General features: G+C 56.1%; 11 protein-coding genes. 3 read left to right on the plus strand and 8 right to left on the minus strand.

The genetic code is table 11. From position 1 onward, the window contains the following. Positions 1-24: 24 nt before the first annotated feature. Together SH528x_RS31160 and SH528x_RS31165 are read right to left on the minus strand one after the other, a co-directional pair. Entirely contained in the window at positions 25-1,242 is a 1,218-nt protein-coding gene (locus SH528x_RS31160; RefSeq protein ID WP_442507319.1) for a hypothetical protein, read from the minus strand. A 28-nt stretch (positions 1,243-1,270) separates the two neighbouring features. Further along, positions 1,271-1,651, minus strand: coding sequence for a hypothetical protein (locus SH528x_RS31165; protein ID WP_442507320.1), 381 nt, complete (start codon positions 1,649-1,651; stop codon positions 1,271-1,273). 79 nt (positions 1,652-1,730) lie between these two features. On the opposite strand from SH528x_RS31165, the gene SH528x_RS31170 reads away from it, so the two are divergent. After that, positions 1,731-3,350, plus strand: a complete 1,620-nt coding sequence (locus SH528x_RS31170) for a DUF1549 domain-containing protein (RefSeq protein WP_442507321.1) — start codon at positions 1,731-1,733, stop codon at positions 3,348-3,350. Positions 3,351-3,353: 3 nt separating this feature from the next. Next, positions 3,354-4,613 (plus strand): DUF1501 domain-containing protein, encoded by a 1,260-nt coding sequence (locus SH528x_RS31175; RefSeq protein WP_442507322.1) that lies wholly within the window; start codon positions 3,354-3,356, stop codon positions 4,611-4,613. A gap of 417 nt (positions 4,614-5,030) precedes the next feature. Here SH528x_RS31175 and SH528x_RS31180 read toward each other — a convergent pair whose 3' ends face one another. The 4 genes from SH528x_RS31180 to SH528x_RS31195 form a co-directional block, all read right to left on the minus strand. After that, complete coding sequence (locus SH528x_RS31180) at positions 5,031-5,420, minus strand: hypothetical protein (protein ID WP_442507323.1); 390 nt, start codon at positions 5,418-5,420, stop codon at positions 5,031-5,033. 235 nt (positions 5,421-5,655) lie between these two features. Beyond that, complete coding sequence (locus SH528x_RS31185; protein ID WP_442507324.1) at positions 5,656-6,069, minus strand: hypothetical protein; 414 nt, start codon at positions 6,067-6,069, stop codon at positions 5,656-5,658. A gap of 249 nt (positions 6,070-6,318) precedes the next feature. Next, positions 6,319-7,119, minus strand: a complete 801-nt coding sequence (trpA, locus tag SH528x_RS31190; RefSeq protein WP_442507325.1) for a tryptophan synthase subunit alpha — start codon at positions 7,117-7,119, stop codon at positions 6,319-6,321. A gap of 38 nt (positions 7,120-7,157) precedes the next feature. Further along, positions 7,158-8,465, minus strand: a complete 1,308-nt coding sequence (locus SH528x_RS31195) for a glucose-6-phosphate isomerase (protein WP_442507326.1) — start codon at positions 8,463-8,465, stop codon at positions 7,158-7,160. A gap of 217 nt (positions 8,466-8,682) precedes the next feature. On the opposite strand from SH528x_RS31195, the gene gpmI reads away from it, so the two are divergent. Beyond that, entirely contained in the window at positions 8,683-10,287 is a 1,605-nt protein-coding gene (gpmI, locus tag SH528x_RS31200; protein WP_442507327.1) for a 2,3-bisphosphoglycerate-independent phosphoglycerate mutase, read from the plus strand. Positions 10,288-10,370: 83 nt separating this feature from the next. On the opposite strand, the gene SH528x_RS31205 is transcribed toward gpmI, so the two are convergent. Both SH528x_RS31205 and SH528x_RS31210 read right to left on the minus strand, forming a co-directional pair. Then, on the minus strand, positions 10,371-11,543 hold the full coding sequence (locus SH528x_RS31205; protein WP_442507328.1) for a DUF1559 family PulG-like putative transporter: 1,173 nt from the start codon (positions 11,541-11,543) through the stop codon (positions 10,371-10,373). Between the two features lie 208 nt (positions 11,544-11,751). Next, complete coding sequence (locus SH528x_RS31210; RefSeq protein ID WP_442507329.1) at positions 11,752-11,946, minus strand: hypothetical protein; 195 nt, start codon at positions 11,944-11,946, stop codon at positions 11,752-11,754. Between the last annotated feature and the right edge of the window lie 239 nt (positions 11,947-12,185).

Raw genomic sequence — 12,185 nt, forward strand, 5'->3', positions numbered from 1 at the left:
CTCGTACGATCTGATTGATAGCATCTATCTAGGGAATGGCTGCAGCACGCTGGGGAATTGCCAGACTGCGTTCTGCCCCAATTCGCCCCCGGTTTGAGCCAAGTACAAAAAGTAGACATAATACCCCATCCCCACGCTTAGGGCTGCAATGTTGCTCCACTGCCATATCCTGAGCCCCCAATGCGTTGACGTTGACGGTCGGGTCGTTGCACGATGATACGCTCGCCCAACAAGCAAACGGGCGGGGATGATTGTGACAAGAAACACCGCCATCAAATCCCAGCGAAAAACGTGGGGTGGCATGACGTTTTTAACCAGTGCGGTGTACAGCATCGTTAAAACCGAACTGGCCATCAAAAATGCGGTCGACGTCGACCAACACAGAGGCGTGCGGACGGATAACTTGTAGACCGTCCCCATTTCGAACATTGCCCCGATCCGTCGCTCGGCGGCAACATGGGCCATCAGAAACGGCAACCACATCAAAACCACGGTCAACATCAAACATCCCGCCGCAAACCCAAACCATTGCCAACGGATCGTCACATCGTCGAGCAACGTGAACAATACCGCAGCGATGCCAAGCCACAGGTAGGCTGCGGCGTACGCGAGCACGCCCAGTCGCAATAGCCGGACGAACGAAAGTGCCGACACAAACTCATTGATCTGGTGGTTGGCTTGTTGCCAAAACCGAACACGAGAGTGACGGTCGAGCTGTTGCCGAATATTGTGAATGGGACGCAGGAATTGCCACCACCGGCCGCCACCGGCAATCGCCAAAGCCAAGTGTGCCGCGATCACGACACCTGCGATCCCGAGCGTTATCGCGATCAGCCAATCGTTTGCACTTCCGGGGGCCAAAACGTGAATGTCACGCTGCAGCGCCGCAAGCAACTCGATCGGCAGCAACCATAACGCGACGGCCAGTGCGATGATCCCCAGTCGAAGCGCCAGCGGCAGCATCAAAAACGCAGACCGAAATTTCCCCGTCCGTGCAACTTGGCCCTGGATCTCCATCAGATAGCCAAGTACGTACACATTGATGATTGGAATCGTGGCCCCGATGGCGAGCAACACGACGGCGCAGACGATCGCCACACATGCTCGGATCAACCATGCGATCGCGGCGAAGGGATGGCTGCGAATCGAAGGCACCGGGGGAAATCGCTCAAGTTCGCAGACGGTGACAACGGGCGATCGAGCCTCTGGTTCGCCCGGCAATACGTCCGGTGGCTCATCCAACGGGAAATCCGTTGAGCTCGGGGCACAGTCATTCAGGAGGGGCCGCGACATGAAAAGCCGGTTCGGTATTAGAGTGAGGGGCAACGGAGAGAGTGTCAAACAACTTTAAACCATCCCGTGCGTGCCAAGTTCCGCAGGGGTAGGTTGGAAGCAAAATGGTTGGCGGCGGAATGCTGCGGGGATGGCTGACGCTTCGCCCCTCGGAAGGTTTCAGAGCAAAAAGGTTGTGATCTCCGAATATTGCGAGATATTCATGATGGTCTACACAAGAACATTCGTTCGATGGCGAATCCTCTTGGGTAACGCGATCCAATTTCATCGAAACAATTCCATCTTGATGCTGTTTAATCATCGTTGCCCCAATTAAGAATGAAGCATGGCTGTAGAGCATCTTTTTGAAGATTTTCATGCTGCTGGATCTTTAGCAAGATCCACTACCCCCAAAACGAATATGGACGAAGCACTAGGTTGCTCTGCGAATTAACGTAATGCGAACTCAACACCCCATTTGGCCAACGACGATCGTGATGATGTCGATCGTCGGCATGGTTGGCTGGAAAGCCGTCTCGCCTGGGGTGATGACGCTGCCGAAGCACGCTTCGGTGAGCGACGACACGGCGGCAGTGGATCGTATCGACGCGGTGCTTGACAAACAGTGGGCTGATTCGTCGATCAGCCCTGCCGCAGACGCAGAAGACCTGCAAGTGCTAAGGCGTCTGACGCTCGCGTTGGTAGGAAGCTCGCCATCGCTCGAAGAGATCCGCGAATTCGAGTCCGACACATCGCCCGATCGGCTGGCGCGATGGACGACGCGATTGATTGCCGATTCGCGTTTCAGCGAATACTTTGCCGCACGGTTGGGCGATGCCTTTATCGATCCGGTATCCGAGGAACTGAAGCCACATCAACGCGAACGCTTTAGGCGTTGGTTAGGTGAATCGATCCAACAGGGGACGGGCTATGACGAAATCGCCAGCGCGATGATCGCCGGTCGCGGCGTGTTTGCGGACCATCCGGCAACCACGTTTGTTGCCTCCGAATTGGCACTCGGTGATCAAGCTGCCGAGCGATTAGCGGCCCGCACATCGCGTGCGTTCTTAGGGCAACGCATTGATTGTGCGCAATGCCACGATCATCCCTTTGCGTCGTGGGAACAATCACAATTTGAAGGCCTCGCCGCCTATTTCGGCGACGTCCAATTCCAACGCAATCGCGTTCAAGACACGCGACCACGACCGTTCGTCATTCAGGACGATCGAGCAGAACAGTCTCGAACGATCGCTGCGGAAATGCCCTTCGATGCCCTCATGGCCTCGGATCAAAAGCATCAGCGTGAGTCACTAGCGAGCTGGGTCATCCACCCTGAGAATCGTCGCTTTCGCCGAGCGATCGCCAACCGAGTTTGGGGATTGATGCTAGGAAGGCCGTTTATTTCGCCGGTCGATGATCTACCAGATCCAGGAACCTCAGATGATCCCGATGATTTGGATGTTTTGGACATCCTGGCCGATGATTTGATCGATCACGGTGACGACCTGAGACGTCTGATCCACGTGATTGTCAAAACGCGTCCCTTCCGCCTCGCGTCGACTCATCCCGGACTTGGCGAAGACAAGACCGCCGACTTGCTAGAAGCGTCGTGGGCCGTTTTCCCGCTGACCGAACTTGGACCGCACCAGATGATTCGTTCGATGCAGCAGGCGTCGTCGGTCAGTACTCTGTCCCCCGAGCAGCTGCCCCCTGTGGCGTCGATTCGCCGCTGGCAACGTCAATCACGTTTTGTCAACGAGTATGGCATTGCGGGCGACGCCGAAGACGCCCAGGCGAGTACGATTCCGCACACAGTCCAGCGACTCAGTGGCAATGAAACTCGCCAACAAAGCGAGGCGACGCTGTTCTCGGCAGTGGGCCGGATCTCGGCAATCAGTAGTACCCCCGAAGCGTGTTTGGATTACTGCTATTTGGCCTGTTTAACGCGGCATCCGTCCGCCGAAGAGAAGGCTCATTTCTTGCCTGAACTCGAGGGCAATCGGAAAGTGCGATCCCGTGCGTGCGAAGACATTTATTGGACATTGTTTAACTCGGCCGAGTTTTGTTGGAATCATTAAGCCATGGCATCACCCATTCCTCTAAGTCGACGCGATCTGCTTCACTGGGCCACCGGATTAGGAGTCTCGTTTGCATTGCCAGGAATGGATTTGCGGGCGGCCGAACGACGTGGAGGCGAGCGACCGCGATCGCTGATCACGCTGTGGTTGTCCGGCGGACCGAGTCAATTGGAGACATGGGATCCGCACCCGACGACTCGGATCGGCGGCCCCACGCAGGCGATATCGACGTCGCTACCCGAGGTGCAAATTGCCAGTTCGTTTCCACGGTTGGCGGACCAGATGCATCACTTGTCGGTGATCCGTTCGCTGGTTTCAAAGGAAGGGGACCATGACCGGGCTTCGTATTTGGTCAAAACAGGCTTCCGTCCTGATCCGACTCTTCGTCATCCGTCAGTGGGCGCGATCGTCGCACACGCGTTGCCCTATGAACCGCTGGAAATTCCGCCGGTCATTTCGCTGGGCTACGACGATCACCTTTCGCGAGGCGGGTTTTTAGGAGGCCGCTTCGACGCCTTGCGAGTGCGTGAGCCAGGATCTTCTAACGAGGACTTGCGAGCTTGGTTAGCGGCGCCGCGTCAACAACAGCGATTGTCGCACTTGGATGTGGTTGCCGACGCCTTTTCACGCGGACGCAAATCGGTAGTGGATCGCACCATGCACTCTGCAAACGTCGATGCCGCGTTGACGATGATGACTTCGGATCAATTGAAAGCGTTCGAGCTGAACGAGGAATCCGCATCGACCTTAGCGAACTATGGCGATTCGAACTTTGGCCGAGGATGTTTAGTCGCGCGTCGATTGGTCCAACAAGGTGTGCGAGCGATCGAGGTGACGTTGCAAAACTTTGACACTCACAATGATAACTTTGGCCAGCACGACGAACTTGCTGCCGTACTCGACCCCGCCTTCGCGGCACTGATGAATGATTTACACGAGCGAGACTTGCTGAGCTCGACCGTAGTGTTATGTCTGGGTGAGTTCGGCCGTACGCCCAAGATCAATGGGGCAGACGGACGCGATCATTGGCCGCATGGATTCTCATGCTTGCTCGGTGGCGGCGGTTTGCGAAGCGGCGTGCGGATCGGAGCGACGGACCCGACCGGAGAACGCGAGACGCCGGAAGATCCGATCACCGTCGCGGAACTATACGCCACCGTACTGAAAGGACTCGGCGTCGATCCGACGCACGAAATCAACACCTCGATCGGCCGTCCGATCCGTTACAGCGACGGCACCCCAATCGCGAGATTGCTGGGGTGAGTGGGCGGTGGGTGCAGGTGCCGCACCGACGGACGTAATCAACGGTTTGTCGCGGAGCGACAGTTTTTCTTACCCTCCCAGCTTGCGTCGGGAGGGTCGGAAATCGAGCCTTCAGCGAGATTTCCGGGGAGGGTTGGTGACTCTGAACTGGTACGTCCCACTGCTAACACCGCGAGCCCCACCCAGAGCTGGCTACCGCCATCTCTGACCTCCCCAAAGGGGAGGTGAGTCTGGTTTACCCGCCCAGCTTGCGTCGGGAGGGTCGGAAATCGAGCCTATAGCGAGATTTCCGCACAAGGGCTGGTGACGTTGAACTGGTACGTGGCTTTCTCTAACACTGCGAGGCCCCACCCAGAACTTGCTCCGCTCGTTCTGACCTCCCCAAAGCAAGCTTTGGGGAGGTGAAATGCAACCGCCTCACACTCTCTCTTCGGCGTCGTAGGCTTCGATCTCAAACGGATTCTCGCGATAGCCATCGCGACCACGTAAGAAAAGGTACAGCGAGAATAGCAGGTACACCGGAACAAACAGCGGCCCCCAGCGTTCGAATTGACGCACATGGACTCGTTCGTGCAGCCGCGTGAAATCGAGTGCCGATTCGTCTTGCCCAAACACGACGTGTCCCAGCGTCAAGGCTTGTGCAGGCACAAGCATGCGACGGAGGAGCCAGGCGATCCGTGGTCCGTGGATTTCGATCACCCCGTCGACTCGCTGGAATCGTCCACCCAGGATTAACCCGATTGCGATGCCAGCAATTGTGTAGGGTGACGCCCACAGATAGGCGAGGCCTTTGATGACAATACGCACAAGCGACCTTGAGAAACCGAAAACAGCCTGGAAAGGGGAACGCGGATTGTACCGCGACCGCCACCCAGGCTGTTGTTTGTTTTGATTGTCGTTGATCGCTCGAAACGAGCTGTTTATTGCTGTCGGTAGCTACGCTCGCCAGAGCGTGGATTTCCGCCGTCTGGCGACGGCAGCTACGTTAAAATTGGACCGCGGAGCGATCCATGACATTAATTTCCCGTTCGGTCCTTACCGACTAGGCGTCGGCGATTTCGTCTTCGAGTTCGTCCTCGAGATTCGCATCGGCGTCGTAGTAGTCACTGCCCTGTTCGTCGATGCACAACTCTTCGCGTTGATCGGCGTTCAGTTTGACATAGCCGAGAGCACGAATGACTTCCAAGACTTCGCTGCAGGTTGGGAACATCCGCCCGGCCGAACGTTTGTAATCGTCCATGGCTTGCATGAATTCGATTTCTTGATCGTTGTAATCGCGTTCGCAAGTGGTCGGGTCGATGTGGCGACGACGCTGTGTTTTGCGACGAGGCTTGGCCATCACGTTGGTATCGACCGCTTCCGGATTGCCTTGGCGTCGTTCGTCTCGCTTGCTACGACGATCAAGTGTGACGATGTTCTTATCTTCCGCTGGATTGGCAGTGACGGTTTTGGTCATTGAAGTGATGTCCCGTTTTGGTTGGAAGAGTCATTGGGATTGCAACAGTGGCGAGCTGTAGCAAAGACTCTCGTAACAGCGATGGTGTGTGGTGGGCCAAAAAAACGTACCACACCACTTGAGTAAACTTCGCTGTTTCCGGGTACTTTTCCGATTAGAAAAGCAGTGCCGACTGGGAAACCCATCCGCTTGTAACGGTCGTGCCGGTTAACACAAAAACATCACCTCGAGATTTCAGCAGCGTGGGCATTACGCGGCGTCGATGGCCGTTCGCAACTCGCCCACAAACTCGCTGACCTTCTTGACCGCGTCCTCGGTACCGTTGGATTCGGCGATCCGGCGTACGATAGCGGATCCCACGATCAATCCGTCGGCGACTGGGGCCAATGTGGCTGCCGTCTCGGGGCCACTAATTCCAAAACCGATACAGATAGGCAGGTCAGTCTCACCACGCAACCACTGAACACTCTCTTGTAGATCCGGCGGAAGCTTCACTCGCTCGCCCGTGATTCCGGTGACCGAGACGTAGTACAGAAACCCAGACGACGAATTGGCGATCCGCACTTGCCGTTCTCGGGGGGTCGTCGGCGTGACGAGCTGGATCAAATTGAAATCCGCGTCTTTGCAGATCTTCGAAAACGCTTCAGCTTCTTCGACCAACAGATCGGGAACGATGGCGCCGGCATAGCCTGCCTCGATCGCTTTTTTGACATACGCTTCGGTTCCCACGCGATGAATGATCGAATAACTGACCATCGTGACTCGCGGCATCGTTACGTCACGAGCAACTCGTTTTCCCAGATCGAAAACGCTCTGCAAGCGGAATCCTTGATCGAGGGCTCGTTGATAGGATGCCTGGATCACGGGGCCGTCGGCGATTGGGTCGCTGTAGGGGACGCCGACTTCGCATAGATCCGCTCCGGCAGCGGAGAGATTGCGAAGCACCGCCTCGGTCGTTTCGATCGAGGGATCACCGGCGGTGATAAACGGCATCAACGCCTTCTTCTTGGATGCGCGCAGCTGAGTAAAAAGTTGGTCAATCGCAGACATAGATTTGGGCAAAAAACGAGGAATCAGGGGATGGCAAGTTATACGGCAGACGCGGCGATTTTCCTACAACCGGTTTCAATCGCCGTCGAAATCATCAACATCTGAAATAACTGTCCCAGCGTGAATGTGTCGATATGTGGCAAGTCGAAGGTGGTCGTCCGGTAGCCCCGTTGATGGACCGCTTCGCAGGACGTGGCGATCATGTCCGCCAACAGATGCGGGATCGTGGCGACCGGTTGCTCATCGGGAAATTCCCCCTGTTCGCCGTCATGCATGAATTTCGGCGACGACAACGGGTCCATTCGCCACTTGGCGGTCGACCAGTGATGAATCACGGGTCGGTGTTCCGGCAGCGAAGGGGCATCCGGCAGCGATTCGGACGATTCCAACTGGCGAAGCAGTCCGCTGGGGTGGGAAACGACGGTGCTGGCGAGCGGTTCGTCCACGATTTGGGTGTACCAATGAGCGACCGAGGCCAGGGCTTCGGTCCACAGGCAAATGATCCGGGACGTGGGGTTCGCTCCCTTGCTCGCCGCGACGTACTGCATCACCCAATTCTCTTCGGGGGCGGCGGTTTTGAAGTGCTCGTTCATCGCCACCGCTCCCTCGAGCAGCTTCATGCAATCCAACGCCAACATGGCGGCCGGCATCAAACCGGCGGCCGTAAAGATGCTGTGGGATTCGGCGATTTGAGCGGGTTGGTCATAAATTTCGCGGCACCCGTTGGCGAGTGCAAATTCACGAAGCGGTCCCGATTCGCCCGTGATCGGAATCAGGTAATCGCCCAGTGACTCACCTGGCGACCGCTGTAGCGATGCTTTTAGTGCGGCAATGAAATGCGGCAGAACGACCGACGTTTCGCGAGTTTGTCCACTCGGGTCGATCACCACGAGTGCCCAGCGAGTCTCGGGAGCGGTTTCGCCGTAGCCGCCACTGCGAAGACGGTTCAACAACGCTCCGATCGAATCGCTATCGAGATGATTGCCAACAAAATACATCCGCGGCCGACTGCCGCGACCGGCTCGGCACAGCTCATTATGGTACGGGTCGCAACACGCATCTCGCAGCGCGATCGGACCGGCCGTGGCGGCGTCAGACCCCAGCACGACGACGGCATCCATTTTGTCGTGAATCGAGTTGGCGATTTTGAAGATGCGGCCGACTTCGGATTCCTCGCGAATTGCCACATAGTCCGCCAATTGCTGGGCTGGCAGCTGAAAAAACGGCATTTCCAGGATTTCGGGGCGGAGCGAATCGGCCTCACGTAACGTTTTCCCGTACTGTGTCTCGTCGTGCCCAAAATCGGCAGAAAAAGCTCGGGATGCGTCAAAACGCAAAAGACTCATACAGGATCAATGTTCGAAGGGGGGGGCGAGTGTGTTGGGCGTGTCATTTAGGGAACCCGAGATGACTGTAGCGGTAGATTACCCGACCTCGCGAGAACTTCGAAGCGGACACGAGGTTCCGAATTTCGCTTGGGTTGGCTAAAACGAGAGAGATTCGCCCTGCGTCTATCAAAAATGCGTCTATCAAAAACCACCTTTCTGAATAAGCGAGAGAGCCTTGACCGAAGTTCGCCGAAAACCTGTTGTTTTGATCGTCCGCGATGGATGGGGCGAAAACCCGTACCCCGAATGGAACCATGCCAACGCGATTCACCTGGCCAAGACTCCGGTCGCCGATGAGTTGATGGCCAAATACCCTAACGTCCTGATCCACACCTCGGGCGAGGACGTCGGACTACCCGCTGGCGTGATGGGCAATAGCGAAGTGGGCCATCAAAACATTGGCGCAGGCCGAATTGTGGACCAGGAAGTGATGCGAATCACGCGTGCGATTCGTGACGAATCGTTTTTCAATAACGAAGTGCTGCTCGGATCGATCGAGCATGTCAAGAAAACGGGCGGCACGCTGCATCTGCTCGGCTTGATGTCCGATGGACGCGTGCACAGCGATTTGGATCACGCGATCGCGATCGTCGAACTCGTTCGTCGCTCGGGGCTCGATTCCGAAAAGTTTGCCGTGCACGCGATCACCGATGGACGTGACACCTCGCCGACTGGAGGCAAGGCGTACGTTGAAAAAATCGAAGCGGCGATGAAAGAAAAAGGCGTCGGCCATATCGCCACCGTGATCGGACGCTTCTATGCGATGGACCGCGATTTGCGTTGGGAACGCGTGCAAGCGACCTACGACATGATGACCAAGGGAGCGGATAACACAGCCGAGTCTGCCGGCGAAGCGATCCAGCGTTACTATGATCATCCGATCGAATCGAGCCGCACCGGTGACGAATTTATTTCCGCCACCTCGATCCTGCACAATGGCAAACCAACGCTCGTGAAAGATGGCGATGCGGTCATCTTCTTTAACTATCGCGGTGACCGAACACGCGAAATCACCAAGGCGTTTACGTTTGATGACGAGCAATGGAAGAACATCGAAGGAGGCGGTTTCGATCGTGGCGCCAAGATCGACAATCTTTACTACGCCACTATGACCGCGTATCAAACCGGGCTGCCAGTCAAAGTTATCTTTGAAAAGCGAGCGAAGATGCCGAACATTCTTGGTGAGTACATCTGTTCGCTTGGGTTGAACCAGTTCCGTTGTGCGGAAACCGAAAAGTATCCTCACGTGACGTTCTTCTTTAACGATTACCGTGACGAGCCGTTTTCGCACGAAGAGCGTGAAATGGCGCCGTCCACTCGCACCGTATCCACTTACGATCAAGCTCCCGAAATGTCGGCTCACGAGATCACCGAAAAAGTGCTCAAAGAGATCGAATCGGGAGTCGCGGATTTGTTGATCGTCAACTATGCCAACGGCGACATGGTCGGACACACCGGAGTGTTGGCGGCGGCGATCACGGCAGTCGAAACCGTCGACGAATGTGTCGGGCAAGTCGTCGAAGCGACCTTGAAAAAAGGAGGTTCGTTGATCGTGACTGCCGACCATGGCAATTGCGAACAAATGATTGATCCGGTAACCGGCGGGCCTCACACGGCACACACGACCTACGATGTTGCGCTGATCGTGGTCGAACCGGGACTCGAGGGCCGCAAGCTGAAGACCGATGGCCGCTTGGCAGACATCGCTCCGACGGCGCTGGAGTTGCTCGGTTTGCCCATTCCGGCCGAAATGACGGGTGAACCGTTATTGAAGCTGTAAACTTTAAAGCCACAGTTAACACGAAAACGCCGTTTGAATTTCAAACGGCGTTTTTTGTTTAACCTCGATTGGCGGTTTCGCCGTTATTCAAGCGATTCGGTTTCCTTGGAGCCACGTGTGCCCAGAGCACCCCATACACCGTACGGGCTTTTGGATCCGGCGCGGGCATAGCTTGTGCCCGTTCCGGTGCCAGTGGTTGATACCGAAGCTTTGGTTGAATCGCCCGATTCGATCGAGTCGGTGATGAACTTCACCGCTCCGTCGGCCATCAACACGTGGCAGCCGCCTTGGTGGTGGCTAGCCGCCGAAAAGACGCCCGAAATGCCACCCGCCGCACTGCCGGAATCGCGGCGACATGACGGTGAATTAGGAGGCAGGATCGTATTGAATCCGGTGTAACCAACGTGACCTTCACCCCAGCGGCGACCACGCGGATACAGCGTTCCGCCGGTGTAATGGCGAGGATCATCGGGGCTGATGTGAGGCCCCGACTTGCAAAGATTCGGGAATTTGTGATAGTCCACCGAGCCTTGGTATTGGTTGCCGATTACGAGCCGTTCATCCAGGGTGACCGCCATCTCGCCCATCGCAATCGTGTTGCTGGTCCCATCCAAGATGTCACGGAAACGATACTGGTACATGCGAGCAAAACAGCCTCGCTTGGAACCTGGGTCGGCGGCCCCGGTGTAGGTGTTGTTGAAACGGGTATGATGCTGCGGTGCTCCGCCAACAAATCGTCCCGCGTCGCCATAACAGAAGGCGTAATTGGTTTGGGCCTGGCCGGCATGAACGGCCGGATCACTAGGACAGCGAAGCGTCGCCACTTGAGTTCGCAGAGGTGTGTAAACCTGACCGCTAATTGCAGCGTCGTTTGTTCCTGGCGTTGGTCCCATCGCCGGAAAACCGTCGGTTGGATTGCTGAAGCGTTCCCACAAAGCGGTTTGCTCGAGGAACGGCAACATTGCGATCAGTCCGCTGAGCCGTCGTTGGTTGTCCCCGGCGAGCGACGCGCTGCCAGTTGTATTTTCACCGGTTCCACCGCTTCCCATCGGGAACCTCTGGTACGCCGAATGATAATTATGCAGCGCAAGTCCCAATTGCTTTGTGTTGTTGCTGCATTGCATACGCCGGGCCGCTTCGCGTGCGGCCTGGACCGCTGGTAACAGCAAACCGACTAAGACTCCGATAATGGCGATCACCACTAGTAGCTCTACCAGCGTGAATCCGCGCAGCCGCGAATTTGACTTGAACATCATAAACACTCCAAAACAAAAATAAAAAATGCAACCTCATCGACGTGAGATTGCTACAGTTGAAAGGTGCACTCAGCGTCCCTCCAAGGCACTAACACCTGAAGGGTCGGAGAAACGAGTCGTCCCAAAGCATTGTGAGGCGTGGAAAGCCGAAAGTCTTGGCGACTTTCGCTACGCAATTTCAGATTGAGAATGGAAGTCGTGTTTGCGATCAAACTTCGTCTGCGGGAACGTTCTTTGCGGGCTCGGCGGTCGGAGCCGCACTTTCTTCCTCTTGGTTGCTCGCTCCAGGAGGAAGATCACCAAGGTCAGTGGTCCCCGAAGAGCCACCACAACCGACGATCACGGTCGCGAAAAGAACAGTTGCCAGCAGCGAGAACAAACGAGTTTGCAGAGTCTTGGACATATCGGAGGTGGGATATAACGGAGGGAAAAACAGGGAATTTCCGTGCGACACGCGAGTAACGCAGCGACGGAAAGTATGAATTTGTGTTGGCGGGCGATTTTGAGCAGGCCAAATACTAGGTAGGCGAGGTGCCCAGTGCAAGCGTTCCGAACGCATGGAGACGCCCAAAAAGCTCGTTTTCGAATTGGACGAAGGCTATAGACATGCATTTTAGGGCTATAGAGTTGGATTTATTCTTC

The organism is Novipirellula methanifontis (assembly GCF_052161655.1).
GTDB lineage: Bacteria > Planctomycetota > Planctomycetia > Pirellulales > Pirellulaceae > Novipirellula.

What these genes read in the sequence shown, in the direction of transcription:
- SH528x_RS31165 (WP_442507320.1), bottom strand. Translation starts at nt 1,651, where the DNA reads ATGAAAATCTTCAAAAAGATGCTCTACAGCCATGCTTCATTCTTAATT.
- SH528x_RS31170 (WP_442507321.1), top strand. Translation starts at nt 1,731, where the DNA reads ATGCGAACTCAACACCCCATTTGGCCAACGACGATCGTGATGATGTCG.
- SH528x_RS31175 (WP_442507322.1), top strand. Translation starts at nt 3,354, where the DNA reads ATGGCATCACCCATTCCTCTAAGTCGACGCGATCTGCTTCACTGGGCC.
- SH528x_RS31185 (WP_442507324.1), bottom strand. Translation starts at nt 6,069, where the DNA reads ATGACCAAAACCGTCACTGCCAATCCAGCGGAAGATAAGAACATCGTC.
- trpA (WP_442507325.1), bottom strand. Translation starts at nt 7,119, where the DNA reads ATGTCTGCGATTGACCAACTTTTTACTCAGCTGCGCGCATCCAAGAAG.
- SH528x_RS31195 (WP_442507326.1), bottom strand. Translation starts at nt 8,465, where the DNA reads ATGAGTCTTTTGCGTTTTGACGCATCCCGAGCTTTTTCTGCCGATTTT.
- SH528x_RS31205 (WP_442507328.1), bottom strand. Translation starts at nt 11,543, where the DNA reads ATGATGTTCAAGTCAAATTCGCGGCTGCGCGGATTCACGCTGGTAGAG.
- SH528x_RS31210 (WP_442507329.1), bottom strand. Translation starts at nt 11,946, where the DNA reads ATGTCCAAGACTCTGCAAACTCGTTTGTTCTCGCTGCTGGCAACTGTT.